19 protein-coding genes, 3 tRNA genes and 3 rRNA genes are annotated in these 25,351 nt (G+C 55.9%); 16 read left to right on the forward strand and 9 right to left on the reverse strand.

Annotation, left to right across the window (positions count from 1 at the left end; translation table 11 throughout):
• Positions 1–164 precede the first annotated feature (164 nt).
• The 4 genes from G3M56_RS06495 to G3M56_RS06510 form a co-directional block, all read right to left on the reverse strand.
• Positions 165–539 (reverse strand): hypothetical protein, encoded by a 375-nt coding sequence (locus G3M56_RS06495; protein WP_164363009.1) that lies wholly within the window; start codon positions 537–539, stop codon positions 165–167.
• The gene (locus G3M56_RS06500) at positions 509–1,018 is read right to left on the reverse strand and encodes a phage holin family protein (RefSeq protein WP_164363011.1); all 510 of its coding nucleotides are present in this window, start codon (positions 1,016–1,018) and stop codon (positions 509–511) included. The genes G3M56_RS06495 and G3M56_RS06500 overlap by 31 nt, the downstream gene beginning before the upstream one ends.
• A gap of 125 nt (positions 1,019–1,143) precedes the next feature.
• Entirely contained in the window at positions 1,144–1,530 is a 387-nt protein-coding gene (locus tag G3M56_RS06505; protein WP_164363012.1) for an ElaB/YgaM/YqjD family protein, read from the reverse strand.
• A gap of 198 nt (positions 1,531–1,728) precedes the next feature.
• Complete coding sequence (locus G3M56_RS06510) at positions 1,729–1,968, reverse strand: hypothetical protein (protein ID WP_164363013.1); 240 nt, start codon at positions 1,966–1,968, stop codon at positions 1,729–1,731.
• Positions 1,969–2,257: 289 nt separating this feature from the next.
• Between G3M56_RS06510 and G3M56_RS06515 the strand changes: the two genes are divergently transcribed.
• The 12 genes from G3M56_RS06515 (at position 2,258) to G3M56_RS06570 (ending at position 14,131) form a co-directional block, all read left to right on the forward strand.
• Positions 2,258–2,755 carry a hypothetical protein gene (locus G3M56_RS06515; RefSeq protein WP_164363014.1) on the forward strand — a complete coding sequence of 166 codons (498 nt, stop codon included), beginning with the start codon at positions 2,258–2,260 and terminating at the stop codon, positions 2,753–2,755.
• 128 nt (positions 2,756–2,883) lie between these two features.
• Positions 2,884–3,750 carry a prephenate dehydrogenase gene (locus tag G3M56_RS06520; RefSeq protein ID WP_164363015.1) on the forward strand — a complete coding sequence of 289 codons (867 nt, stop codon included), beginning with the start codon at positions 2,884–2,886 and terminating at the stop codon, positions 3,748–3,750.
• Positions 3,751–3,826: 76 nt separating this feature from the next.
• Positions 3,827–5,152, forward strand: a complete 1,326-nt coding sequence (gene aroA / locus G3M56_RS06525) for a 3-phosphoshikimate 1-carboxyvinyltransferase (protein ID WP_235203625.1) — start codon at positions 3,827–3,829, stop codon at positions 5,150–5,152.
• 27 nt (positions 5,153–5,179) lie between these two features.
• Entirely contained in the window at positions 5,180–5,839 is a 660-nt protein-coding gene (gene cmk / locus G3M56_RS06530; RefSeq protein WP_164363017.1) for a (d)CMP kinase, read from the forward strand.
• On the forward strand, positions 5,836–6,453 hold the full coding sequence (locus tag G3M56_RS06535) for a lysophospholipid acyltransferase family protein (protein WP_164363019.1): 618 nt from the start codon (positions 5,836–5,838) through the stop codon (positions 6,451–6,453). Before cmk ends, G3M56_RS06535 begins: the two co-directional genes overlap by 4 nt.
• 556 nt (positions 6,454–7,009) lie before the next feature.
• Positions 7,010–8,556 (forward strand): 16S ribosomal RNA (locus G3M56_RS06540).
• A gap of 205 nt (positions 8,557–8,761) precedes the next feature.
• Positions 8,762–8,837, forward strand: a tRNA-Ala gene (locus G3M56_RS06545).
• 84 nt (positions 8,838–8,921) lie between these two features.
• A tRNA-Ile gene (locus G3M56_RS06550) sits at positions 8,922–8,998 on the forward strand.
• A 213-nt stretch (positions 8,999–9,211) separates the two neighbouring features.
• Positions 9,212–12,046: ribosomal RNA gene (locus G3M56_RS06555) — 23S ribosomal RNA — on the forward strand.
• 246 nt (positions 12,047–12,292) lie between these two features.
• Positions 12,293–12,408: ribosomal RNA gene (gene rrf, locus G3M56_RS06560) — 5S ribosomal RNA — on the forward strand.
• Together the 16S, 23S and 5S rRNA genes with 2 tRNA genes alongside form the textbook arrangement of a ribosomal RNA operon.
• Positions 12,409–12,818: 410 nt before the next feature.
• A complete protein-coding gene (locus tag G3M56_RS06565) occupies positions 12,819–13,352 on the forward strand; it encodes an NlpC/P60 family protein (protein WP_164365746.1) in 534 nt (177 codons plus the stop codon).
• A gap of 53 nt (positions 13,353–13,405) precedes the next feature.
• The gene (locus G3M56_RS06570) at positions 13,406–14,131 is read left to right on the forward strand and encodes a phosphodiester glycosidase family protein (protein ID WP_164365747.1); all 726 of its coding nucleotides are present in this window, start codon (positions 13,406–13,408) and stop codon (positions 14,129–14,131) included.
• A 322-nt stretch (positions 14,132–14,453) separates the two neighbouring features.
• Here the strand turns inward: G3M56_RS06570 and G3M56_RS06575 are convergent, their stop codons facing one another.
• The 3 genes from G3M56_RS06575 to G3M56_RS06585 all read right to left on the reverse strand — a co-directional run bounded on the left by G3M56_RS06575 (position 14,454) and on the right by G3M56_RS06585 (position 18,077).
• Entirely contained in the window at positions 14,454–15,620 is a 1,167-nt protein-coding gene (locus G3M56_RS06575; protein WP_164365748.1) for a KamA family radical SAM protein, read from the reverse strand.
• Between the two features lie 83 nt (positions 15,621–15,703).
• Complete coding sequence (locus tag G3M56_RS06580; RefSeq protein WP_164365749.1) at positions 15,704–16,621, reverse strand: 3-methyladenine DNA glycosylase; 918 nt, start codon at positions 16,619–16,621, stop codon at positions 15,704–15,706.
• 259 nt (positions 16,622–16,880) lie between these two features.
• Complete coding sequence (locus G3M56_RS06585; protein WP_164365750.1) at positions 16,881–18,077, reverse strand: class I SAM-dependent rRNA methyltransferase; 1,197 nt, start codon at positions 18,075–18,077, stop codon at positions 16,881–16,883.
• Between the two features lie 269 nt (positions 18,078–18,346).
• Between G3M56_RS06585 and G3M56_RS06590 the strand changes: the two genes are divergently transcribed.
• Together G3M56_RS06590 and G3M56_RS06595 are read left to right on the forward strand one after the other, a co-directional pair.
• Positions 18,347–19,555 (forward strand): IS256 family transposase, encoded by a 1,209-nt coding sequence (locus G3M56_RS06590; protein WP_235203327.1) that lies wholly within the window; start codon positions 18,347–18,349, stop codon positions 19,553–19,555.
• Positions 19,556–20,218: 663 nt separating this feature from the next.
• A complete protein-coding gene (locus tag G3M56_RS06595) occupies positions 20,219–20,860 on the forward strand; it encodes a helix-turn-helix transcriptional regulator (protein ID WP_164361360.1) in 642 nt (213 codons plus the stop codon).
• A 64-nt stretch (positions 20,861–20,924) separates the two neighbouring features.
• Here G3M56_RS06595 and G3M56_RS06600 read toward each other — a convergent pair whose 3' ends face one another.
• Both G3M56_RS06600 and G3M56_RS06605 read right to left on the reverse strand, forming a co-directional pair.
• A complete protein-coding gene (locus tag G3M56_RS06600; protein WP_164361361.1) occupies positions 20,925–21,392 on the reverse strand; it encodes a YkvA family protein in 468 nt (155 codons plus the stop codon).
• Positions 21,393–21,477: 85 nt separating this feature from the next.
• Positions 21,478–22,593, reverse strand: a complete 1,116-nt coding sequence (locus G3M56_RS06605; RefSeq protein ID WP_164361363.1) for an aldo/keto reductase — start codon at positions 22,591–22,593, stop codon at positions 21,478–21,480.
• Between the two features lie 140 nt (positions 22,594–22,733).
• Here G3M56_RS06605 and G3M56_RS06610 point away from each other — a divergent pair.
• Together G3M56_RS06610 and G3M56_RS06615 are read left to right on the forward strand one after the other, a co-directional pair.
• Positions 22,734–22,807 (forward strand) — tRNA-Gln (locus G3M56_RS06610).
• Positions 22,808–23,580: 773 nt separating this feature from the next.
• Entirely contained in the window at positions 23,581–25,296 is a 1,716-nt protein-coding gene (locus G3M56_RS06615) for a 30S ribosomal protein S1 (protein ID WP_164361365.1), read from the forward strand.
• Positions 25,297–25,351 lie beyond the last annotated feature (55 nt).

Raw genomic sequence — 25,351 nt, forward strand, 5'->3', positions numbered from 1 at the left:
TGGAATGCCTGGCAGAGGGAGTGGTCGTCGCCGGTTGAAACAGGTTTGTTAAACTAACGAGTGTTTCAATGCCCTGAGCCGTGACATTCTTTAGTAAAAAGTGGATGTAGCGAAGGTTCGCAAAACGGACAGTGACACGATCATCTGATCGCGCCACTGGAAATTCAGCGTGATGTGCGACCTGAGACGAGAGCGTCGACTTGTTTGGTGGCCCATTTTTTAAGCATTGGCTTCACTACCAAACCGGTAGCAAAACCAAGGCCGGTACGCACGAGGCCCTTTTTTTTCTTTGGTTTGTCCTCCGATTTCTTCGATCCGGTGAGTGAGGCTGCTAATGCGACGCCTCCACCCAATGCCGCCGAGGTCACCGCGACCGGGTACTTTTGGAAGATACCCTGAGCCTGGGTTTTGAGGTCGAGCCGTTGGCGCAAACGGGCCTGCGAACGTCGAAGATCCGCACGCGATGCGTTGAGTTCGGCGACCAATCTCTGCTTGAGCTCGTGATCGTCTAGTGCTTCTTCGATGTTTGGTTCAGCCATTCGCGGTCGTGTTCGAATTGTTTGAGAGATTCGCTGAAGCGGTCCGGGTTGCTCAGATTGCGCTTGCCTGAGAAAAATAGCAAAAGCGCTAGAATGAGATGAGCTGCGGCGATGATCAACGTGGCGATCGGCCAGCTGTCAGGACGGTAATGTTCTGCAAGACCGATCAGCCCTGCGATGATGAGTAGATAGAAGATGACTCCGAAAAACGCTGCGGCTGCCAATCTAGCGGCCGCTCCACCAATCTCTGATGCTGCCTCCTTCGCCTCGATACCCAGCAATTGTGCCCGGGCGGACGCATAGCGTGCAGCTGCTTGCTTGAGATCCTCGGCATCTTGTTTGAGACCTTCAAAGTAGCCGGGGTCTTTTGCGCTGCCGGTTGGGGCGTCTGCTGCTGGCCGTGGCTGGGACGGTGGCTCGTCATGATGCATTGGCGGGTCGCTGGAATCGGGTGGGAGAGGCTGTGAGTCGGAGTTCATGCGGGATGTTTGCCCAACAAGCCAAAGAATGCCGTGTGAATCAACTGGTGATCCACACGGCGTGAATTGGTTGACCGCTTCCTCGCCAATGGGGGGGGCGACTGGTCAGTTGGCTGAATAATGTCTTAGCGACGGAAAAGCAGACCGACGACGAACCCTACACCGAGGGCGGTGCAGATGGCTTTGGTCGGGTTATCGCGTACGTATTGCTCACCGGTCTCGTGATACTGTTTTGCGCGCTCTTTGGTGACGGCGATTTTCTCTTCGGTGAGGTGGGAAATACGGTCCTTGCGATCGACTGCAGCGGTGCGCAGGCGGTTGCCTGTGGACGATGCCGACTCACGCAGGTGGTCTGCCTTGGAGGTGGCTGCGGACTTGAGCTGTTGGGCTTTTTCCGATGCTGCAGCGCGCAATTCTTCAGCAGCTTGGACAGCGTGTGCTTTGGACTCCTTGAGATGGCTGCCGCTCTCTTTGAGGTGGTCGCCGGTATTAGGTGCTGTGGATTCGTTCATGATCAGAAAGTTTGGTTTGGGTTATCAAATGAAGGCCGAAGCCCTTGGTTCCATTTGAGCCGCAATGGTTCGATTCCGGCAAGCCTCAATTCCTCCAATTTGCGAGGAAAATCACAGTGCCTGGACTGCAAAAATGATGACGGGGCGTGTGTTACAATGCTCCCTGCGTTACTTCGCGGGGAAGTGTGGCGTGGTGTGCTACTCGGCCGCGTCTGCTACTTTCTCGACCAAACGGGCACTGCTGAAGTCAAACGGTGAGAACTGGGCGATCCAGCGGCTTCCTGGAGTGACTGTTTCAGCTTGGTCGGCAAGTTTCATGGGCAAAACGGCAACGAAGCGGTAGCCGTTTTTCGCCACTGCGTGGAAGGCCTTGTGGGTCAGGTTGCCGGTGATGGTGATCTCGGTGGTCACCTCTGGGTTGTCTGCGGATTTGCTCATGGTCTGAAATTTACCATCAGGCGATCCGTCGGAAATGCAAGCCACGGGCGTCTTGTGGGGGGCGCTGATTTGCGGCCTTCGATAATTGACTCGAAAGGGGAGGTGGGTTCGTCACGTTCGATTGTGGTCCGCGTTGGGTACGGGCTGGGGTGGGGGCGGTTGTTCGCTAATTTTGCGTCCATCGCCGGAATTCATCTTTGCCCGATTGAGAAACTTTCTTAATGTACCAACGCAATTGGATCCGCATCGACGGTGCGGATCGTTTTATCGTTTATCGAGACCCATTGATATGAAAGCTCTACTTTTTCCGCTCACCTTGCTCGGGGTGGTCGCTCTATCATCCTGTGTTAACCCGGCTCTTACCGCGTCACCTAATCGTTATGGATACGAGGGGACTGTGACGGGTGGGGGGACTGCTCCGATTCCTCCGGTCGATCCGGGGGCGACGGTTGCGGTCAGTGACCCGGGGCCTGTTTCCACTGCGTCGGTGGATGATCCCGCGCCAATTGACTTGGATACCACGCCCACCCCGCCACGGAACCCAGTGACGACACCTGACCCGGATCCAGAGCCGGCACCGCCATCGAATGTGGCCGGCAACAATGAAAAGCCTGCCGAGCCTGAGCCCAAGTTGGAGATTCCTTACGCTATCCCGGTGCCAGGCAAGGAGGGATTGGTTTACAGCCCGCATAACAAAGATGCAGGGCATGCCGACGTCCGCGGCATGCGCCCCGGGGTGATCGTCGAGGATCCGTACGCGCCAGGGAAATACTTCCGCGTGCCTTAATCGGCTGTAGTTTTTGACTGATCACGGTCGGAGTGGATGGATTGCCGCTCCGGCCGTGATTTTTTATATAGTGACGGGACTTGAGGGTTGCGTTGCTTTTCGGGTGGGGGGATAGGAGTGGAGAATTTATGAAGTGTGCAGTGAAATCAGTCGCGGTTATTGGCCCTGGTGTGTTGGGTGGTTCGCTGGCATTGGCATTGAGTGATGCCGGGCTGGAGGAGTTGCGTTTGTGGGGGCGGCGTGAGGCTGCGTTGGATGGAGCGATTGGTGCTGGTTTTTCGGGGCGTGTGACGACGGATTTTGAGGAGGCTGTGCGTGGTGTGCAGTTGGTGGTGCTGGCGGTGCCGGTGGGCGTGATGCCCGATTTGGCGCGGCGTATCGCCAATTTGCCCGAAAGTGAGCGACCTCTGTGGGTGACTGACGTGGGGAGTGTGAAGGGCTCGCTGGCAGGGGAATTGCCGGCTGTGCTGGATCCAGCGGGAGTTTCGTTTGTCGGGGCTCATCCGATGTGTGGTTCTGAGCAGTCGGGGATCGGGGCGGCGGACCGGAACTTGTTCCGCGGGGCACGTTGTTTCGTTTGTCCGGGCGAGACGACGTCCGACTCCGCTCTTGAGGTGGTGCGGAGCTTTTGGTCCGAGGTCGGTTGTGAGGTTCACAGTATCGATGCGGCCGAGCACGATGCTGTGGTGGCGAAAATCAGTCACTTGCCGCATGTGTTGGCTGCAGTAGCTGCGATTGGTGCGCTCCGCGAGGATACGGAGATGGGGCGCTTCGCGGGTAATGGCTTGCGTGACACCAGTCGGGTGGCCAGCGGGGGCGTGGCGATGTGGACGGAGATTTTATTGGAGAATCAACAAGCGGTGGCCGAGGCCCTTAAGGAGGCTGGCAAAACGCTTGAAGCTTTCGAGCAGGCCGTTGCGCAAGCGGATGCCGCGCGATTGACCGCGTTGTTGGCAGAGGCCAAGGCTTTGCGCGATGACTTGGCTACATTGTGAGAAACCACCGACGCCACCTAGACGATTTCGCACTGCTTTTTTTGATCTTTTGTTCAACCCTACTACAATGCCGCTAATGAAGAATTTGACCATCCATCAGGCCGATCCGGTGCAGGGTGAAATCTCGGTGCCTGGAGATAAAAGCATCTCCCACCGATCCGCGATTTTTGCCGGTTTGGCGAATGGGACATCCCATATCGAGGGGTTCCTCGCCAGTGACGATTGTTTGTGTACCGCTCGTGCCATGGAAGGTATTGGCGCCACGGTGACTCCTGCCGAGGGCGAGGACCCACAGCGGCCGACCAAGCTTACGATCACAGGTGTTGGGATGAACCTGCAGGCCCCACAGTCTGAGATTGACTGTGGTAACTCGGGTACCGCCATGCGCCTGCTCGCAGGTGTGCTCGCCGCCCAGCCATTTGAGTCGACTCTCGTGGGCGATGCTTCTTTAAGCGGTCGTCCGATGGGGCGCATCATCACGCCGATCCAGTTGATGGGTGCCGAGGCGGAAGGTGTGGGCGAGCGCCAGACTGCGCCGCTTACCATCCGTGGCAATGAAGTGCACTCCGTGCATTACACATTGCCAATGGCCAGCGCCCAGGTGAAGAGCTGCGTGTTGCTTGCCGGTATGTTCTGTGAGGGGCGCACCAGTATTCATCAGCCGGCGGAAACCCGCGACCATACCGAGCGTATGTTTGTCCATTTCGGGGTGCCGGTGGAGACCGATGGCAAAGGGTTGGTCGCTATTGAGGGCCCGGTGAAGCTGGATGCCCGCGACATCACCGTGCCGGGCGATATCTCCAGCGCCGCATTCTGGTTGGTGGCTGCTGCTACCCGTCCTGGTGCCAAACTGATCGTGCGGGGTGTGGGCTTGAATCCAACCCGCACAGGTATCCTCGACGTGCTCAAACGCATGGGGGCGGATATCAAAATTACCGTGACCAGCGGGCCGGACGATGGTGAGCCAATGGGCGACATCGAAGTGACCGGTAAGAAGTTGCAGGGCGTGGTGATGGAAGGCGATGAAATTGCCAACATTATCGACGAAATCCCAGTGCTGGCAGTGGCTGGCGCGCTTTCCAATGGTGTCACCGAAATTCGCGACGCCGCCGAGTTGCGCGTCAAGGAAACCGACCGCATTAGCGCCGTGGTGAAAAACCTCAAGGCCATGGGAGCTGACGTTACCGAGCGTGACAGTGGTATGGTCATCCGAGGTGGGGCGTTGTTGCACGGAGCCGAGCTTGAATGCTTCCATGACCACCGTATCGCGATGGCATTCGCCGTGGCCGGGATGACCGCCAAAGGTGAAACCGTGATCAAGGATGTGGCGTGTATCGATACGTCGTATCCGGGCTTCGATAGCGTATTGGGCAATGCGCTGGCGGGAGAACCCCTCGGCTAGAGTGGTTGAAATTAAATTTTCTTAGTGATGAACCGAGTGATTTCTATCGATGGTCCGGCGGCGTCGGGCAAGAGCAGCGTCGCCAAGGCGCTGGCGAAGATTTTGGGTTGGTCGTTTGTGAACTCTGGTGAGTTTTATCGCGCGACGACTTGGGCAATGTTGGATGCCGGCGTGGACGTCGATAATGAAGTAGCTGTGGCAGAGGCAGCAGGCTCGCTGGAGCTCTCCGCAGAGATGGTCGACGGGATTTCCCAAGTGACTATCGAGGGTAAGCCGGTGGCATCGGAGTTGATGTCTTCGCCCGAGGTGAATGGTGCGGTTTCCAAAGTAGCGCGGGTCCCTGCGGTGCGGGAGCTGGTAGTCGAGCGCCTGCGTGCGTTGGCTGATGCTTACGAAGTGACGATGGAAGGTCGCGATATCGGGTCGGTCGTGTTTCCTGAGACTCCCTATAAATTCTATGTCGACGCTTCCGAGGAAGTCCGGCAGCAGCGTCGTGCTGCCCAGGGGCTGACCGACCAGATCGCCCAGCGTGATCGCGCGGACTCCCAGCGCAAGAGTGCGCCGCTGACCATCCCTCAGGGCGCCGTGATTATCGATAGCTCGGAGATGACCATCGATGAGGTGGTCACTGAGATCGGCGATAATTTGGAGAACGGAGACTTTGACTTTGGAGGGCCCCGTCCATGATCTACCGCTTTTTCCGCTTCCTCTGCTGGGTTGTCTTGAAGGTCGGCTTCAAGCATAAGGTCGTGAACCGCGAAAATCTGATCGAAGATGGACCGGCGCTGATTGCTTCTAACCACGTCAGCTTTCTCGACCCACCGGCGGTGGGTGTGAGTTTTCACAACCATATCAACTACCTGGCGCGCAAGACGCTCTTCAAGGGGTTCTTCGCCTGGTTGTTGCCGCGTCTGTATTCGATCCCGGTCGATCGTGACGGATCGGATATGAGCAGCTTGAAGAAGATCATTAGTCTGCTCAAAGGTGGCGAGCGTGTGTTGTTGTTCCCAGAGGGGACTCGATCCGACGACGGCGAGGTCAAGTCTGCCGAACCTGGGGTGGGGCTGGTGATTGCCAAGAGTGGAGCCCCCGTGCTTCCTGTTCGCGTTTTCGGTGCGTACGAGGCGCTGTCCCGTCATCACGAGAAGGTGAAGTTCGTGCCGATTACCGTTGTCGTTGGTGAGCCCGTGGATTTCTCCGAGATCGAGGCCCAGGGGCTCAAAGGTAAAGCACTTTATAAAGCGTACGCCGATAAGACGATGGAGGCCATTGCGGCACTTGAGTTGCCAGAACCGCGCTAGATGAGACTTACTGCCGGTACCCATCCAGGGTGCCGGTTTTTTTGTGCCCACGGCGAATGGGCTTTGCGTGAGGCGTTGCTGTCGACTCCCGGGGTGTGCGTGCCTGTTGATCTGTGGTTGTGGGGGGGGGCGAATTCGAATTTTTAGTGAATATTCGTACCGTCGTACGTTGCTGGATTTCAGCGGGTTGAGGGGTGGGTGCGGGGTGTGAATATGCGAATAATTCGCACCTTCCGCCTCAAAATGAGTTGCGGGGACTTTGGGCGTGCGTATACTTCAAGCCCGGCCGGAACGAGCCGGACGCGAACGACGCGAAGTCGATCGCCTGCTGCTTCAACGAGAGTTGAGCGAAGGTGGTCGTTTTTTTATGTCCGAGCGTGTGAGATCTTTTGAAAAGTTGGATTCGTGCTGGCCGGAGAGTGTCAGTATGAATTGGAGAAGAAAAGGCTAAAATGTGTACTGTGCGGTGACAAGTTTATCGCACGGGTCTGGCAAGTGGCTGTGGAGCTGCTTGATCGGACTGAAAACTTTTTGGCAATACGCCAATACCAATTTCTTTATGGAGAGTTTGATTCTGGCTCAGAACGAACGCTGGCGGCGTGGATAAGACATGCAAGTCGAACGGGGAATGTGATTAGCTTGCTAAATGCATTCCTAGTGGCGAACGGGTGCGTAACACGTGAGTAATATGCCTCGAAGGGCGGGATAGCCCAGCGAAAGTTGGATTAATACCGCATGTGGCGGAGATGGGATTCCATTTCTTGCTAAAGGTAGGGACCTTCGGGCCTGCCGCTTCGAGATTGGCTCGCGGCCTATCAGTTTGTTGGTGGGGTAATGGCCTACCAAGACAACGACGGGTAGCCGGTCTGAGAGGATGTCCGGCCACACTGGAACTGAGACACGGTCCAGACACCTACGGGTGGCAGCAGTCGAGAATCATGCACAATGGGCGAAAGCCTGATGCTGCAACGCCGCGTGGAGGATGAAGGCCCTAGGGTCGTAAACTCCTGTCACCAATGAGTATGGGTATTATGTTTAATAGATGTAGTATTTGATAGTAATTGGAGAGGAAGGGACGGCTAACTTCGTGCCAGCAGCCGCGGTAATACGAAGGTCCCAAGCGTTGTTCGGAATCACTGGGCGTAAAGCGTATGTAGGCGGCGTGGAAAGTCAGGTGTGAAAGCCCGGGGCTCAACCTCGGAACTGCACCCGATACTCCCACGCTAGAGTAATGGAGGGGAGTCTGGAATTCACGGTGTAGCAGTGAAATGCGTGGATATCGTGAGGAACACTAGTGGCGAAGGCGAGACTCTGGACATTTACTGACGCTGAGATACGAAGGCTAGGGGAGCGAACAGGATTAGATACCCTGGTAGTCCTAGCAGTAAACGGTGCTCGCTTGGTGTGAGAGGATTCGACCCCTTTCGTGCCGGAGCTAACGCGTTAAGCGAGCCGCCTGGGGAGTACGGTCGCAAGACTAAAACTCAAAGAAATTGACGGGGACCCGCACAAGCGGTGGAGTATGTGGCTTAATTCGATGCAACGCGAAGAACCTTACCTGGGCTTGACATGCCGTCGTAGGTCTGTGAAAGCAGACTGTCAATTCGGTTGGACGTGCACAGGTGCTGCATGGCCGTCGTCAGCTCGTGTCGTGAGATGTTGGGTTAAGTCCCGCAACGAGCGCAACCCCTGTGATTAGTTGCCAACACGTAATGGTGGGGACTCTAGTCAGACTGCCCAGATCAACTGGGAGGAAGGTGGGGACGACGTCAGGTCAGTATGGCCCTTATGCCCAGGGCCGCACACGTACTACAATGCTCAGTACAATGAGAACCGATACCGCGAGGTGGAGGAAATCTACAAAACTGGGCTCAGTTCGGATTGTAGGCTGCAACTCGCCTACATGAAGCTGGAATCGCTAGTAACGGCGCATCAGCTACGGCGCCGTGAATACGTTCCCGGGTCTTGTACACACCGCCCGTCACATCATGGAAGCCGACCGCACCCGAAGTATCGCAACTCGGTCCTAAGGTGTAGTTGGTAACTGGGATGAAGTCGTAACAAGGTAGCCGTAGGGGAACCTGCGGCTGGATCACCTCCTTTCTAAGGAGTAATTTGACCGGTCCGTCTCACGGAATCATCCGGCAAATAGGTCGACGCCTAAGTGCTGCTTGCAGCATAAGTCTGGAAACAGGCAGGCGCAGTCAGGGAAGAAATGAACTGACAACTCACAACCTTGAGTGCGTTTGGAATCGCGCAGTGCACATTTTAGTCTTTACTTCTCCTTCCACAAAAACCGTTTTCCAACGGGGGTATAGCTCAGTTGGTAGAGCGCCAGCTTTGCAAGCTGGATGTCTGGGGTTCGAATCCCCATGCCTCCACCAACGTCTTCAAGTAGCGAGTAGGAAGTAGGGAGTAGGAAGGGAAACCTTGCTACTAGCTGCCAGCTACTGGCTACGCCAAATGAAGGGCCTGTAGCTCAGTTGGTTAGAGCGCGCGCTTGATAAGCGTGAGGTCACAGGTTCAAGTCCTGTCTGGCCCACCATTTATTGAGACGTTGTTGGTTTGAGTGGAACGACGGTGACCCAAAAGAGATGGTTCTTTGATATCTGTATGCAGGATAAAAAGTAATATAGAAATACAATTTCATTGTGTGACAATGATTTCTATCCTGACGTCTAGTAGAAATACTAACAACGGCAAATTTTGTAATGATCCTCCCTTGAGGGGGTGAGTTACTTACTGATCTAAATCAAGAGAACAAGTATATAAGGGCATGCAGTGGATGCCTTGGTACCAACAGGCGATGAAGGACGTGATAAGCTGCGATAAGCCTCGGAGAGCTGCAAATAAGCTTTGATCCGTGGATTTCCGAATGGGGTAACCTGACTGAGTTAATACTCAGTCGTCTCTTGCTGAATACATAGGCAAGAGGTCGCAATACCCGGTGAAGTGAAACATCTCAGTAACCGGAGGAAAAGAAAGAGAATCGATTCCGTAAGTAGTGGCGAGCGAAAGCGGAAGAGCCCAAACCAGGAGCTTGCTCCTGGGGTTGTAGGACTCCGATGTGGGATTTCTGAAGATAGATTAAGCATCTGGAAAGTTGCGTCATAGAGGGTGATAGCCCCGTGATCGAAATCTGAAGAGACCCTAGGATGTTCCTGAGTAGCACGACACACGTGAAACGTTGTGTGAATCTGCGCGGACCACCGCGTAAGGCTAAATACTAGTTGGTGACCGATAGTGAACAAGTACCGTGAGGGAAAGGTGAAAAGAACCGCTGCGAGCGGAGTGAAATAGAACCTGAAACCGCATGCCTACAAGGTGTCAGAGCCTCTTTATGGGGTGATGGCGTGCCTTTTGCTTAATGAGTCTGCGAGTCAGTGCCAGTGGCGAGCTTAAGTCCTTCCGGGACGGAGGCGTAGCGAAAGCGAGTCTGAATAGGGCGACATAGTCGCTGGCGCTGGACCCGAAGCCGAGGTGACCTACCCATGGCCAGGTTGAAGCTGCAGTAAAATGCAGTGGAGGACCGAACCGATGTGTGTTGAAAAACGCTCGGATGAGCTGTGGGTCGGAGTGAAAGGCTAATCAAACCCGGTGATAGCTGGTTCTCCCCGAAATGCATTTAGGTGCAGCGTTGTGTGCTGACCCACGGGGGTAGAGCACTGAATGAGCTAGGGGCCATACCCGGTTACCAAACTCAATCAAACTCCGAATACCGTGGGGTGAAACACAGCAGTGAGTCTATGGGGGATAAGCTTCATAGTCGAAAGGGAAACAACCCAGATCAGCAGCTAAGGTGCCCAAATACCGCTCAGTGGAAAGGATGTGAGATTTCTTTGACAGTGAGGATGTTGGCTTAGAAGCAGCCACCATTTAAACAGTGCGTAACAGCTGACTCATCGAGAGATCTTGCGCCTAAAATAATTGGCGATCAAGCGGTATACCGAAGCTCTGGATGCTTCTTATAGAAGTGTGGTAGGGGAGCGTTCCCAACAGCATTGAAGCCCGATGGCGACTGACGGTGGAGTGTTGGGAAGTGAGTATGCAGACATGAGTAACGATAAGACGGGTGAAATCCCCGTCCGCCGTAAACCCAAGGTTTCCTGGGCAACGTTTTTCGTCCCAGGGTTAGTCGGGACCTAAGCCGAGGCCGATAGGCGTAGGCGATGGATAGCTGGTTAATATTCCAGCACCTCCGAACCTTAATCCGCGAGGACGCGGGTGGTGACTGATAATGCCGATTGAAAGTGGCAGAGGGGAAGCTTCGGCTGAACCTACCTTCATGATCCAACCGCCTAGAAAAGTCGCGGGGTACGCTAAGGAGCCCGTACCGTAAACCGACACAGGTGGGTGAGTTGAGTATACTAAGGCGTAAGAGTGAAATCTGGTTAAGGAACTCGGCAAATTGACCCCGTAACTTCGGGATAAGGGGTGCCCCTTTATTGGGGGCCGCAGTGAACCGGGCCAACCGACTGTTTAGCAAAAACACAGCATTGTGCTAAGACGAAAGTCGACGTATACGATGTGACACGTGACCAATGCCAAAAGATTACGGTAAGGTGTTAGCTTTCGAGCGAAGCTCCGAGCCCAAGTCCTGGTGAATGTCGGCCGTAACTATAACGGTCCTAAGGTAGCGAAATTCCTTGTCGGGTAAGTTCCGACCTGCACGAATCGTGCAACGAGTTGGCCGCTGTCTCAACCAGATGCTCAGTGAAATTGTAATGACGGTGAAGATGCCGTCTACCCGCAGAAAGACGGAAAGACCCTATGCACCTTAACTGTACGCTGTTATTGATTTTTCGGTTTCAATGCTCAGCATAAGTGGGAGGCTTTGAAACATATCTTTAGGGATATGTGGAGCCGCCAGTGAGATACCACCCTTTGGTATTGGAAAATCTAACCTCTGACCTTGAATCAGGTAGGGGAACAATGGCAGCCGGTCAGTTTTACTGGGGCGGTATCCTCCTAAAGAGTAACGGAGGAGCGCGAAGGTTGGCTCAGCGCAGTTGGCAATTGCGTTTCGAGTGCATTGGCATAAGCCAGCCTAACTGTGAGACCCACAAGTCGAGCAGATACGAAAGTAGGTCAAAGTGATCCGGTGGTTGAATGTGGAATTGCCATCGCTCAACGGATAAAAGGTACGCTAGGGATAACAGGCTGATTTCGCCCAAGAGTTCATATCGACGGCGAAGTTTGGCACCTCGATGTCGGCTCGTCGCATCCTGGGGCTGGAGAAGGTCCCAAGGGTCCGGCTGTTCGCCGGTTAAAGCGGCACGCGAGCTGGGTTCAGAACGTCGCGAGACAGTTCGGTCCTCTATCTTCTGTGGGCGTAGGAAAATTGAAGGGTTCAAACTCTAGTACGAGAGGACCGAGTTTGACGCACCTCTGGTGCTCCAGTTGTTCTGTCAAGGGCATTGCTGGGCAGCTAAGTGCGGAAAGGATAAGCGCTGAAAGCATCTAAGCGCCAAGCCCCTCCTAAGACTAATTTTCCCTGAAGGATCGTGGTAGACCACCACGTTGATAGGTTACGGGTGTAAGCATGGCAACATGTTCAGCTTAGTAATACTAATCATCCGTTCGACTTGTTCTTCTTGTTTAGATTGGTTTTATTTCTCTAAACGAACGTCAGGAATGACGGGAATCGAAAGACACAAGATTGTGTTTCTTATTACCTCTTCTGCATACAGATATCAGTGAATCACCCCAAGGAGGTTCACTCACACGTCAGCTCAGACTGAGTTGTTCGCGTAGATCTTTTTTCATCAAGTTCTGAAACCAGGCAACTGGTCATCAGATTACCAGCCACGAAACGAATGAATCGGCATCGTGGCTGCCATCTGGTGGCTATAGCACGTTGGTCCCACCCGGTCCCATCCCGAACCCGGAAGTGAAACGACGTTGCGCCGATGGTAGTGTGGCGATAGGCCATGCGAGAGTAGGTCGCCGCCAGAACTTGATGGTCCCCATCTCCGAATAGGAGATGGGGATTTTTTTTGCCCTGAATTCGGGAGGTGAGTACTGGTGGGACGGCGGTGGAGAAATAGGCCCTGATAGGGCCTATAAGACTTATGGGAAGGTTGAACGAGCACGGCGTGGTGCTTTGTGAACGGACGGTGAATTCGATGTGAAGTGTCCCTTTGTGATGGTTGGTGGTTCTTTGGTCCGTTATTGAGGGGGCTGTGAGAGCGATATCTTTAATCCGAATTGGCTTGTTGGGGGGTATTGCGTGTTTTGCTGTGCTGGCATTGCATCCGGTCAACAGCACACTCCTGAGGATTGGAGTGTTAACTTGTTTGGTGGGGGCGTGGATTGGGGCATTGGTTTTGTGGTGGATGCGTCGAACCTTCCGGGTTTGCTGGTTAATGTTGCCGTTGATTTTTGCGGTTCCATTTTTGCTGCCCGGTCGCCCGATTGATGCGGAAGAATTGCGGGACGATTACGTGGCGAGGATGTCGGGATTTGAAGGCACCTCCTATCATTGGGGCGGTGAGACCGAGCGGGGGATTGATTGTTCTGGTTTGCCCAGGCGTGCGTTGCGTGATGCTCTGTTGGTGTACGGGGTGCGGCACGCCAATGGCAGGGCATTGCGGTTGTGGCTTGAGCACTGGTGGTTTGATGCCAGTGCCAGAGCGTTGAGTGAGGGCTACCGCGATTACACGGTGCCACTGGGGGCGGGTGGGAAGATCCGCGACATGAGCTATGATGGGCTGTTGCCCGGCGACTTGGCGGTGACGACCGATGGTGTGCACGTCCTGGCCTATTTGGGGGAGGAACGGTGGATCCAGGCGGACCCGGGGATTGGCGAGGTGGCAGTGCTTCACGGCCGCAACGACTGTAACATCTGGTTTTCGCGGCCAGTGACCATGCATCGCTGGAGGCTTCTTTCCGGCGGGTGAACGGGGGATTCGAATTGTATGTAGCTCAGGGCTGGATTTACACTGCTGGTTCAATGAGGAGGTGGATCGTATTGCTTTTGTCGGTGCTTTGTGGCGGCAGTGGGCTCTCTGCCGAGCCTGTGCGGCATGTGATCAATGGGGTGGCGTACCGCGTGCTGACGGTTTCGCCGGAGAAGGTGCGGATTGTGTGGAAGGACGGCGAGGGGAGGATTCTTCGGCGGTTTCCGGCGGCTGCGCGTTATCTTGATGAACAGGGTGAAAAGGTAGCCGCGTTGATGAATGGCGGGATTTTCGAGCCTGGCGGAGTTCCGAGTGGGTTGTTGGTGGTAGCGGGTGAGCAACAGCAGCCGCTGAATCTGGCCGACGGTAATGGGAACTTCTTTCTCAAGCCCAATGGTGTGTTTTTGATCGGCGCCAAGGGAGCCGCAGTGGTGCGGGCGAATGAGTATCCAGCGCATGCCGCCGGGGTGCGCTGGGCGGTGCAGTCGGGGCCGCTTTTGATCAGGGCTGGTAAAGTGCACCCCGCTTTTCTCAAGGATTCCGACTCTAGGCTTCATCGGAATGGTGTCGGCGTGAATGACAAGGGGGAGGTGGTTTTGATCATCACCGAGATCCGTTCGGCCAAGAAGCCCAACTTGTATGAGTTCGCCCAAGTGTTCGCACGCTTTGGTTGTCGTGACGCACTGTTCCTCGATGGAGATATCAGTCAGCTACGTACCGGGAAATCGATGACGCGGTTCAGCAACCGGTTTGGCTCGATTATTGCGGTGGTGGAGTAGAGGGGAGGAAGTGGTCGCTGCGCTCCGTTGGGTTTGGTGGCCGGGTACAATCCGGCGAGCCTGGGAGCGCTACGGTTGGCAACGTATTTTTGCTTTCAATGCCACCGAGGGCTCAGAGTCCACAGAGGATCGGGTAACCACGAAGGGCGCGAAGATCACGAAGGTTTCGTTGCGGGGTTTCGGGGGTGGAGGTCGACAGAGATCTCGTCCAGCCAGAGCTGCGCGTGGTTTGGAGGGGCACAAAAAATGGGAACCGAACGAGTGGACGTCCGGTTCCCTGAGATGAATTGATGATCTGCTGCGGTGTTCGAGGATCAGCTGATCAGCACTCGACCTTTGGCGAGCTCTGCTTGGCTTCAGGGTAGGAGAAGCGCTTGTTTTCGAAGTTGCGGATCAGGACGTGATCGTTGTCGTGCTCGAGCAGGTAGTTCGGGTTCATTGGAACCTTGCCGCCGCCGCCCGGGGCGTCGATGACGTATTGTGGCACGGCGTAGCCGGTGGTGTGGCCGCGCAGTCCTTCGATGATTTCGATGCCCTTTTCCACGCTGGCTCGGAGGTGGGCCGACCCTTTGATCAGGTCGCACTGGTAGAGGTAGTACGGACGGGTGCGGCACATCAGCAGCTTGTGGACGAGGGCACGTTGGACTTCGACCGAGTCGTTCACGCCGGCGAGGAGCACCGACTGGTTGCCGAGCGGCACGCCGTGGTTGGCGAGGCGCTCAAGGCCGGCCTTGACCTCGCTGGTGAGTTCCTTCGGATGGTTGGCGTGAACCGAGATCCAGAGTGGGTGGAACTTGGCGAGCATTTCGCACAACTGTGGAGTGATGCGCTGCGGTAGGAAAATTGGGATGCGCGAGCCGATGCGGATGAACTCGACGTGTTTGATCGAGCGCAAGCGCGTGAGTATTTTCTCGAGTTTGGCGTCGGAGAGGAGCAATGGGTCGCCGCCGGAGAGCAGGACGTCGCGGATCTCCGGGTGTTCTTCGATGTAGCGGAATGCCATTTCGAACTGGAGCTCCAAATGCTGGTCGCCCACGCCAGAGACCACGCGCGAGCGGGTGCAGTAACGGCAGTAGGAGGCGCAGCGGTCGGTGACGAGAAAGAGGACGCGGTCCGGGTAGCGGTGGACGAGGCCGGGGACGGGCATATGGCTATCCTCGCCGCATGGGTCGGCCATTTCTTCCTTGGAGAGCTGGGTTTCCTCGACGCGTGGGATGACCTGTCGGCGGATCGGGCAGTTGGGATCGTTGGCGTCGATCAGGTTGAAGAAGTGAGGGGTCACGGCCATTGCGAGTTTCGATCCGGTGAGGATGATGCCTTCGCGTTCTTCGTCGGTGAGATTGATGTGGCGTTCGATCTCCTCGAGTGTGGTGACTCGGTTCTTGAGTTGCCACGTGTGGGAGTTCCAGTCGGCTTCCGAGATGTTCTGGTCTGCCCAGTAGCCGGGAGCTGCGGAGGAGAAGGATTTGTCGGTGGACGAGATAGGCATAATAAATGTTCTTTTCGTGACCGTGGGGGAGGTACTTGTAGCACTGGATACCCAGAGCTGGCAAAAATTGCATAGAATTGCCGCTAATTACGCGCGGGCTGGGGCGTCGGGCGAGGGGCTGTGGTGTCCGGGGCGATGATGGCGTCCAGGGCGGCGATGAGTTCTTGCCTGAGAATTGCGGCGCGTGCGGCCAGTTCCCGCTGCGCTTGTTCATAGGCGCGGCGGCCGCTGGTAGTCTCCACGGGGATCGCCTCGTAGCCGAAGGGTGAGAGGTCGTAGGCGGATGCTCGCATGTCGATTTCGCGGCAATCGATGGCGAGTGCGAAGCATTTCCAAACCAGCTCTGACGGGATCCACGGGGTGGATTTGTACGCCCACTTATAGAGGTCCATGTTGCTGTGAAGGCAGGCGGGTTGCTCCATTTCCTGCCGCGAGTCGTAGGTCGGCTCGAATCGGTTCATCGGCCGTGCGTCTTCGGCGAAGAAGCGGAAGGCATCGAAATGAGTGCAACAAAGCGGGCGGGATTCGACTACGGCATCGATCTCTTCCTGGGACAGGCGCAGTTCGAGGGTCTTCTCGTGGCGAACTTCCCGGCCTCTGTAGACCATTGCCCACTCATGGAGCCCGAAGCAGCCGAATTGTCCGGGGCGATTGGCGGTGCGGGTTAATAGCTGACGGATCCAGTCGAGCCGCGTGCGCACTTTTTCGGGCAGGCCGTCGGAGGCGATGACGGAGACGCCCTCGCGATGCTGGAGGAACTGACTGCGCACGATATCGTGCGCGGCTTGAGCTGGGTCCTCCATCACTACGTCCACTCCGGGGCTCCAGCGTTCCAGCTGAGCCGGAGTGAACGAGTAGTAGGTGAAGAGGAAATCGTAGACCGGATGGGGCTTGCGGATGGACTTGCGCTTGCGCCAGGCGTCGGTCCACGGGCGGACTTGCTCCACATAGCGGGCCGCGGCTTGTTGCCAAGCGTCGGAGCTGAGATGTGGGCGGGTCATGGGGAAATGATGGGCTGGTTATTAGTGGATGGGGATTTGGTGGGGGCTGCTGAGGGAGAGCGGGACGCTCCGGCAAGATCGCGCGTTCGCCATTGCTGGTGTGTGGGCGCTTAGCCAAGGAGGCGCTTGCCGTATGTTTGCTTGAATTGGACCGGTATGAACTTCCTCATTGGGCGGAATGCAGTGCTTCGCGGAAGCGGTTCCATCCTGTCGATCATGTGAATCCTGTCAAAAATAGACCAGCGAGAGCTCCGCGTCATTACCACGAGGCGATGGCTTCGAGCACAAAGCCTTTGAGGTATTCTGTTTCCGGGATGCCGAGGATGATCGGGTGGTCCGGACGTTGTCCGTGGGACTCGAGCAGGCGCAGGTTGCGTTTGGCGTCGACTGCTGCGCCGTTGATCATTTCCAGGTATTCGCTGCGGCTGACGTGGTGTGAGCAGGAATAGGTGACCAAGAGGCCACCCGGAGCGAGCAGCTTGAGCGCGCGCAGGTGGATCTCTTTGTAGCCGCGCATCGCGTTGGGCAGGGTTTTCCGGTTCTTGGTGAACGACGGAGGATCGAGAATGATCATGTCGTACTGTTCGGTCGGATTGCCGTCGTCGTCGATGTCCTTGGTCGCGGCTTTGAGGTAATTGAAAACATTACCGGCGACCCACTCGATTTGCTCACTGAGGCCATTGGCTTCGGCGTTCTTCTTGGCGCGTTCGATATCGGGCTCCGAAATGTCGATGGCTTTGACTGATGTGGCACCGGCGTTGGCGCAGGCCAGCGCGAAGCCTCCCTGATTGGTGAAGCAGTCGAGCACACGCTTGCCCTCGGCAAGCTTGGCGACGGCGGCGTAGCTGTCGATCTGGTCGAGGTAGAAGCCAGTCTTCTGGCCGCCGAGCAAGTGGGTGGTGAAGGTGATGCCATTGATTTCAATGGTGACCTCGCCCGGGTCGGTGCCGAAGAGTACTCCGTTGCGTTCTTCCAATCCTTCGGCGCGACGGATTGGTGCGTCGTTGCGTTCGATGATCGATTGCGGCTCTACCAGCTCAACGAGCACTTTGGTGATGATGTCCAGGTGTTGATCCATCGCCAAGGTGGTGGTTTGAACCACCAAGTGGTCGCCATAACGGTCTACGATGAGACCAGGCAGGCCATCGGATTCACTCCAGACCAAGCGGCAATAGCGAGGGTCGATCGGACTCGACGTGCGGTGGTCGATCGCGCGTTCGATGCGGCGACGGAAGAAGTCTTCGTTGAGCTTCTGCTTCCGGCGCGAAATGCGACGAGCGATGATGAGCGAGTTCGGGTTGTAGATACCACTGCCGAGGACGCGGTTTTTGAGGTCCTTGAGCATGACGACATCTCCCGGGTTTGGATCGCCGGATGCGTGGTCGACTTCGTAGGCCATGACCCAGTCGTGACCGTGGAAAATGCGGGAGCGAGATTTGATGAAAAGGCTGGCCATGATGTGACCACAACAAACAGCAAGATCGCGTTGTCTCAAACGGGAAAGATAGGGGAAGTCGGGAAGTCGGGAAGTCGGGAAGTCGGGAAGTCGGGAAGTCGGGAAGTCGGGAAGTCGGGAAGTCGGGAAGTCGGGAAGTCGGGAAGTCGGGAAGTCGGGAAGTCGGGAAGTCGGGAAGTCGGGAAGGGTAGTGTGCCAAAGCTTCTGCAAAAAGGGTCATGATGATTGATTAGGTTTTTAACAAAACAAGAACCCCTAATCGTCACACCATGACCCCACGACCAGATAAGACCACAACGCCGCAGTTGAAAAGTATTCTTGCCGAGCAGGAAGATTTTCTGAGGCCCTTGGTTCAGAAATTGATGCAGGAGATGCTCGAAGAAGAAATGAACGAGACACTCCAGGCGGTAAAATCAGAACGCAGCGACAGACGCCGAGGTTATCGCAGCGGCAGTTATCAACGCAGTCTCCTGACACGGGTAGGAAGGATCGAGCTGCGCGTCCCTCAAGATCGCGACGGACTCTTCAGCACCGAGATCTTCGATCGCTATCAACGCAGCGAGAAGGCTTTGGTAAGCACCCTGATCGAAATGTACGTGCAGGGCGTCTCGACACGTAAAGTCGCGCAGATCACCGAGGAGCTCTGCGGTCACCGGGTCAGCGCCAGTGTGGTAAGCAGGCTGAACAAAACGTTGGACGAAGAGCTTGAGAACTTTGCCCGACGCAAGCTCAACCACGCTTATCCTTACCTCATCCTGGATGCCCGCTACGAAAAGGTTCGAGAGAACGGCGTGGTGCGCAGCCAGGCTGTGTTGATCGCCATTGGCATCAGTTGGGATGGCCGACGGGAGGTCCTTGCTACCGAGCTCGATCAAAGGGAAAGCGGAAGCAGCTGGAAGAACTTCCTACTTCAACTCAAGCAACGCGGACTGACGGGTGTTGAGTTCTGCGTGACTGATAACCATGCCGGCCTGCGACGAGCTATCAGCGAAGTGCTTCCCGAGGCGCTGTGGCAACGCTGCTACGTCCACTTCCTTCGCAACGCTCTTGATCATCTACCTCGCAAGCATGACGACGACTGCTGCACCGAGCTGCGCTGGATCTATGACCGTCGAGACATCAATGAAGCGCGTCAGGATCTGCGGGCATGGTTGGCGAAGTGGGGAGGCAAATACCACAAGCTCTGTGACTGGGTCGAAAGTGAGATCGAAGAAACGCTCACCTTTTATCGACTTCCCAGAGAGCATCACAAGCATCTCAAAAGCACGAATATGCTCGAGCGACTCAATGAGGAGATTAAGCGTCGTACGCACATTATCCGAACCTTCCCCAACCAGGCTGCAGCCCAACGTTTAATCCGGGCTGTCACGCATCAAGTCCATGAGCAGTGGATCGATCAACACCGCTACCTGAACATGGATCACCTCAAAGAAGCCCAAAAGCTCAGCCTTACTTCAAATCAAACGTCCGCAGCCTGATCATCATCCATCAAACCCTTTTTGCAGAACTTGACGTACATAACCTCGGGAAGTCGGGAAGTCGGGAAGTCGGGAAGTCGGGAAGTCGGGAAGTCGGGAAGTCGGGAAGTCGGGAAGTCGGATCGGGTGAGCTTATTCACAAATTCACAGCCGCGGAAATGAGGGGGCTGAAGGGGGAGCGAGGACCTAGATCAGGTGATTCTCGTGCTCGTTTGAGTGAGAGGATTGGTCTGTGAATAACGGGTGTTTTCGGAGAGGGGAAGTCGCTGATCGCTGAGTTATTGTCTGCGGATTGAGATGGGCGAGCGGATCTCTGTGAGCAATTTGCGTGGCTGAAAGGGCTCGTTTCGGAGCAGGGGGATCGCCGCCTGCAGAGAGGACTCATAATTCTACTCAACTCCCAACAGGCACGTTTTGGACGTTGTATGTTAATAAATGGGGTTTCTACGCAGTTATCACCAGAACTTTGATGGTTAAATGATTGCGGATCTTGGGTTCTATCCCCGCAAGGTTATTCACTGCGGATTGTGAATAAGTTTCAGGGTCGCGGTGCGCAGGCTTTATGGTGGTTCGAGCGATAAATCAGAGCATTCTAGTGATTATGGTTGCCGCTCAGCGCCTTCTCCGTAAATTGCGTAATTAATTTCAAACAACGATTTCTCCATGCTTTTTCACATTCTTCGTGACCTGTGCCGCCCGCAGTGGTTTGACATCCTCCTTGTGTTAAAAAAGTCGTCCGGACGCTCGGTTGGTGAGATTGCCGAGGAGCTTGGGCGGAGCTACATGGGCATCAAGCAGCACTGTGTTTCGATGGAGAAGATTGGCTATCTCGATACGTGGCGACGCCCGCGAAAGGTGGGGCGTCCGGAGAAGATTTACCGGCTCACGGAGAAGGCGGAGGGGTTGTTTCCGCAGGCGGGGAATGAGCTCGCTATGGGGCTGCTTCAAGTGGTCGGTCAAGTGCACGGAGTGAATGCTCCGGAGAAGCTTTTGTTCAACCATTTCCTGGCGAAGGCGAAAGCGTACCGTAACAAGGTGCGGGGCAAGAGTGTGGTCGAGCGTGCCACGGCGCTGGCGAATCTGCGTGACCTTGACGGGTACATGGCGCGCTGTACGTACGACCAGGAGGATGGGTTCCGCATCCTAGAATATCACAACCCGATGCAGGCCTTGATGGATGCCTACCCCATGGCGGCGAAGGCGGAGGAGCGGATGATTGAGCAGGTGCTTGAAACGCGGATCACTCGCGACACCATCGTCTCAGGATCACAGAAGGTGAATGTCTTCCAGGTGGACACGCTTTAGGTCAGCGGTCGAGGTGGGGTGGCGGAAATAGGTCCTATGGACAAAAAGTGCCGCTACTGCTCCGCTACTTTGCGGTCAGGGCGGTTTTGCGCTCCAGCCAGCGGGCGGCTCGGGTGGCGACACCTCCGCCGAGTTTGCTGTCGGTGGTGTCGATCACGCGGCGGATTTGGTCGATGAGTTTGCCGTTTCCTGCCCAGTGTTTATGGACGACTGAGGCGTCGACCTTGTTGAGCAATTGGTTCAGGCACCAGGCGGCGAGGGCGACGTCATCGGCGTAGCCGGCCGGTCCCATCAGAGCCTCAGGCATGAGGTCGATTGGAGCGGCGAAATAGGTCAGAGCCGCGGCAACCTGTGCTTTGTGTTTCAGCGGTACTTCGGGATCCGCTGACAGCTTGCACAGCAGGTGGAAGAAATCAGGAGCCAGCAGCAAGGTGTTGAGCAGGTGGTGGCGTTTGCCGCCTGGAGTTTTGGCCCAGCGGGTGATCTTGCTGCGCAGGCGCAGGTAGAAGTCGTGGTTGGCGTCCTGATTCATTGCTGCTGAAAAAAGAGGAGTGCGGGTAACCAGCGGTGCGAGAAGGTTGATCCCTCTATTTTCCGCCGGCTACCCGCAACTCAGATTACCACGACTGTCCGAGGTTGTAGCGATCGGCGATGTCTACCAGATCGTCACGCATTGGCCATTCGTCAGGTCGGGTGCTGGTTTCGTGGCGTTTGCTGGCGCCTTTGAGATCCATGCAGCCGGTGTTGTCGCCGATGCGGGTGATCTCGGCCACTTCCTCTTCCGAGAAGCGCAAGTCGCGCGGGGTGGCGGCGAGTTCGTTGATCTTGTCCTCGTAGCGTTTGGCTTCGCCTGCTTCGTCGATGAAAGTTGGGACGACCGATTTGACGGCAGGGTGGGAGAGGTTCCAGATGGTGGCCATTTGGATTGGGGTGAGGCCGTGCTTCTCGGCGATTGGCATCATTTTCTCCAGCTTGGCGTAGCCGTGTTCGACCCAGCCTTCCGGGCGGTAGGTGCGGTGGTCGCCGGCTTTGAATTCGTGGCCTGGTTTGACGTCGCCCCAGAAGATGCCGCCGTAGTCGGCCACTCGGGTGAGCACGTCGATGCCGAACTTTTCAGCTGCCGGCAGCGCGAGGTTGCCTGGCCATGGTTCGTTCGGGTTAAGGATGAGCATCGCCCAGTCGATGGCTTCGTGGTAGTCCTCGAAGCACTTTACGATATCGAGGGTGAAGCCGTTGGCTGGCCCGGGGGCAATCCCGAGACGGTCGGTGAGGCCGGCGTCCTTGGCTTTCACCATGGCTTCCCAGACTTCAGTTCGGGTGTAGCCGCGTTCGTCCGGGTTGTGGAGCATGAGCAAATCGAACTTCTCCGCCTTGCAGCGCTCGAGGGATTTCTCGGTCGCCATTTTGACGTAGTCTGCGTATTCGCGCGGGCTGCGAAGTTCCGGATCGGTGAAGCGTGGGTAGCCGCGGTTTCCGACGCGTTGGCCGGTGTAAAAATCGTGGCCGATGGTGCCGACGAGGCAATAAGTTGAGCGGTCGATTCCTTCCAATGCCTCGCCGAGGAACTGATCTGCGCGGCCAACGCCGTAGACGTCGGCGGTGATGAATGTGCGGATTCCGGAGTTGTATGCGTGGCGGATGACGCTGCGGAAGCGTTCGTCCTCAAGCGGTTTGCCAAAATGCATGAATTTTCCGCCGGACCACGTGCCATAAGCTATGTCTGTGAGATTCATGGCGCTACGATTCGCCGACAGGGGGTGGGGATCAAGTGCCGCTGAAACTTTTTTGGTTTTTCCTTCATGGAACGACTTGCATGCTCCTCAAAGCGTGCTTTTATAGAGCCGTTCACCGGAAACGGCGGACACATTACAACTGCCCCGTAGTGTAATGGTAGCACATCTGATTTTGGTTCAGCTAGTTAAGGTTCGAATCCTTGCGGGGTAGCCATTTTCGCCTGAAAAGGCACAAGCCGCTCACTGGTAATTCCGGTGAGCGGCTTTTTTTGTGTTTCGGCGCCGTGGGGGGGGCGATGGGTTCTCACGCAAACACTCGAAGATCCCAAAGGGGTGAGGAATAGCTGACCATGATCGGAAAACAAGGAACTCACGCAGAGACGCGGAGACGCAGAGGTTATTTTCGACGGAATCGCAGATGGTCCTGGGTGATTTATATGACCAACATGGTTCCCATTTTTAGGATCGTGGTGTCTTCGTGGTTGGGCCTCAATTGCCTGCCTGCGCCGCGGCCTTCTTATCCTCATAGGTGTCCTTATCCTGGCTGCCAGCGATGAAAAAGCGGCGTCTGTGAATTGCGTCGTGCCTCACGCAAAGCCCCAAAGATCCCAGAGGGGAGATAAGCAACTTTGGGTCTTTGTGTGGGGCGAATCCTTGGTTGCATAGCGGTCGAGGTGCTTTTCGATAAAGAAGAGGTTCGGGTAAAGATAAGGAGCTGGTCGAGGCTTGCTGATCCTCTGCGTCTTCGCGTCTCTGCGTGAGGGAACTTTTCCGGTGCGGGTATTTGGCTTTTGTGATCCGCTTTTTCCGTCGAATCCGCCCCGTCTGAATCAGGTACAATTTCCCTTGCTTAGCTGGGGGATGGCTTTAGATTCGCAGCTCACTCATTACCGTGGGATGTCGGAGCTTTGCTGGTCTGCGGTGCCATAAGCAAAGCATTAGCCAAGTGATCTAGTTAACCAAGTAACCAAACCAAGAACCAACATTATGAGTCTTAACCCGACCGAAGTGTCGCCAGAACTTACGCAGCTCATCGAAGAGAACACGCGCGAGTTCCGCGAGGGAACGATTGTCAAAGGTATCGTCCTCGAAGTTAAACCACAGGTCATCCTCGTCGACGTGGGCTATAAGTCCGAGGGCGCGATCCCTGTAGCAGAATTTGAAGATGAAGACGTGGAGGTGGGTGACGAGATCGAAGTCCTCCTCGAGCGTCTTGAGAACGATGAGGGAATGGTCGTGCTCTCGAAAGAGAAGGCCGCTCATCGCCAGAACTGGGAGAAGATCGTCGGCGTTTACGAAGCTGGTGGTCTCGTCAAGGGCAAGGTCAAGGGTGCCGTCAAGGGTGGCCTCATGGTCAACGTTGGTGTGGAAGCATTCCTTCCTGGTTCGCAGATCGACATCATCCCACCACGCGATCTCAACGAGTACGTCGGCAACGTGTACGAGTTCAAGATCGTCAAGATCAACGACGACCGCAAGAACGTGGTTCTCAGCCGCCGCGAAGTCATCGAGGCAGAGCGCGCAGAGCTTCGTGCCAAGTTCCTCGAGGAAGTCAAGATCGGCGACAAAGTCACCGGCATGGTCAAGAACATCACCGACTTCGGTGCGTTCGTGGATCTCTCGGGCATGGACGGTCTCCTGCACATCACCGACATGAGCTGGGGCCGCATCAACCACCCATCGGAAATGCTCACCATCGGGCAGAACGTGGAAGTGGTGATCCTCGACGTGAACAAAGAGAAAGAGCGTGTTTCGCTTGGCCTCAAGCAGCTTACCGACAACCCATGGGAAGACATCGAAGCGAAGTTCCCAGTGGGCCAGGCCATCAAGGGCCGTGTCACCAAGCTTGTTCCTTACGGTGCCTTCGTCGAAATCGAGAAGGGTGTCGAAGGTCTTATTCACGTGTCCGAGCTTTCCTGGACCAAGCGCATCTCGCGTCCTAGCGACGTGCTTGAGCTTGACCAAGAGCTCGAGGCGGTCGTCCTCGGCATCAGCAAGGACGAGCAGAAGATCTCCCTCGGCGTGCGCCAGCTCGAGACCAACCCATGGGACGAGATCGAAGAGCGTTACCCAATCGGTACCACCATCAAGGGCGAAATCCGCAACCTCACCGCTTACGGTGCGTTCGTGGAGCTCGAAGACGGTATCGACGGTATGATCCACGTGTCCGACCTTTCCTGGACCCGCAAGATCAACCACCCGAGCGAAGTCCTCAAGAAGGGCGAAGAAATCGAAGCTCAGGTGCTTTCGATCGACAAGGTCAACCAGCGCATCAGCCTCGGCGTCAAGCAGCTTGAGACCGATCCATGGGCAGAAATCGACGGCCGCTTCAAGGTCGGCGATCTCGTCAAGGGAACCGTCGCCAAGATCGCATCGTTCGGTGCCTTCGTTCAGCTCGAAGACGACATCGACGGCCTCGTCCACATCTCCCAGCTTTCGGAAGAGCACGTGGCCAAGGTCAAGGACGTGGTCAAGGTGGGCGACGAAGTCGAAGCTCGCGTTATCAAAGTCGACCGTGCAGAGCGCCGCATCGGCCTCTCGATCAAGGCTGCCGACTACGACGAAGAGAGCCTCCGCAAGGAGACCCAGGCATTCGAATCGCTTCGCCCATCGACCGACATGGTCGGACTGGAGCAGGCATTCAACAACCTCTCGTTCGACGACTGGAGCCCATCCAGCAAGGACGAAGAGGGCGAGGGTTAATCCTGAAGCCTCTAGATCCGGTCGCCTGACCGGATGCCTAATCTAAAAGTAACCG

The organism is Sulfuriroseicoccus oceanibius, assembly GCF_010681825.2.
GTDB classification, from domain to species: domain Bacteria; phylum Verrucomicrobiota; class Verrucomicrobiia; order Verrucomicrobiales; family SLCJ01; genus Sulfuriroseicoccus; species Sulfuriroseicoccus oceanibius.

Coding starts and splice junctions, on each gene's coding strand:
- G3M56_RS06495 (WP_164363009.1), bottom strand. CDS start 539: ATGGCTGAACCAAACATCGAAGAAGCACTAGACGATCACGAGCTCAAG.
- G3M56_RS06500 (WP_164363011.1), bottom strand. CDS start 1,018: ATGAACTCCGACTCACAGCCTCTCCCACCCGATTCCAGCGACCCGCCA.
- G3M56_RS06505 (WP_164363012.1), bottom strand. CDS start 1,530: ATGAACGAATCCACAGCACCTAATACCGGCGACCACCTCAAAGAGAGC.
- G3M56_RS06510 (WP_164363013.1), bottom strand. CDS start 1,968: ATGAGCAAATCCGCAGACAACCCAGAGGTGACCACCGAGATCACCATC.
- G3M56_RS06515 (WP_164363014.1), top strand. CDS start 2,258: ATGAAAGCTCTACTTTTTCCGCTCACCTTGCTCGGGGTGGTCGCTCTA.
- G3M56_RS06520 (WP_164363015.1), top strand. CDS start 2,884: ATGAAGTGTGCAGTGAAATCAGTCGCGGTTATTGGCCCTGGTGTGTTG.
- aroA (WP_235203625.1), top strand. CDS start 3,827: ATGAAGAATTTGACCATCCATCAGGCCGATCCGGTGCAGGGTGAAATC.
- cmk (WP_164363017.1), top strand. CDS start 5,180: ATGAACCGAGTGATTTCTATCGATGGTCCGGCGGCGTCGGGCAAGAGC.
- G3M56_RS06535 (WP_164363019.1), top strand. CDS start 5,836: ATGATCTACCGCTTTTTCCGCTTCCTCTGCTGGGTTGTCTTGAAGGTC.
- G3M56_RS06565 (WP_164365746.1), top strand. CDS start 12,819: ATGTTGCCGTTGATTTTTGCGGTTCCATTTTTGCTGCCCGGTCGCCCG.
- G3M56_RS06570 (WP_164365747.1), top strand. CDS start 13,406: ATGAGGAGGTGGATCGTATTGCTTTTGTCGGTGCTTTGTGGCGGCAGT.
- G3M56_RS06575 (WP_164365748.1), bottom strand. CDS start 15,620: ATGCCTATCTCGTCCACCGACAAATCCTTCTCCTCCGCAGCTCCCGGC.
- G3M56_RS06580 (WP_164365749.1), bottom strand. CDS start 16,621: ATGACCCGCCCACATCTCAGCTCCGACGCTTGGCAACAAGCCGCGGCC.
- G3M56_RS06585 (WP_164365750.1), bottom strand. CDS start 18,077: ATGGCCAGCCTTTTCATCAAATCTCGCTCCCGCATTTTCCACGGTCAC.
- G3M56_RS06590 (WP_235203327.1), top strand. CDS start 18,347: ATGACCCCACGACCAGATAAGACCACAACGCCGCAGTTGAAAAGTATT.
- G3M56_RS06595 (WP_164361360.1), top strand. CDS start 20,219: ATGCTTTTTCACATTCTTCGTGACCTGTGCCGCCCGCAGTGGTTTGAC.
- G3M56_RS06600 (WP_164361361.1), bottom strand. CDS start 21,392: ATGAATCAGGACGCCAACCACGACTTCTACCTGCGCCTGCGCAGCAAG.
- G3M56_RS06605 (WP_164361363.1), bottom strand. CDS start 22,593: ATGAATCTCACAGACATAGCTTATGGCACGTGGTCCGGCGGAAAATTC.
- G3M56_RS06615 (WP_164361365.1), top strand. CDS start 23,581: ATGAGTCTTAACCCGACCGAAGTGTCGCCAGAACTTACGCAGCTCATC.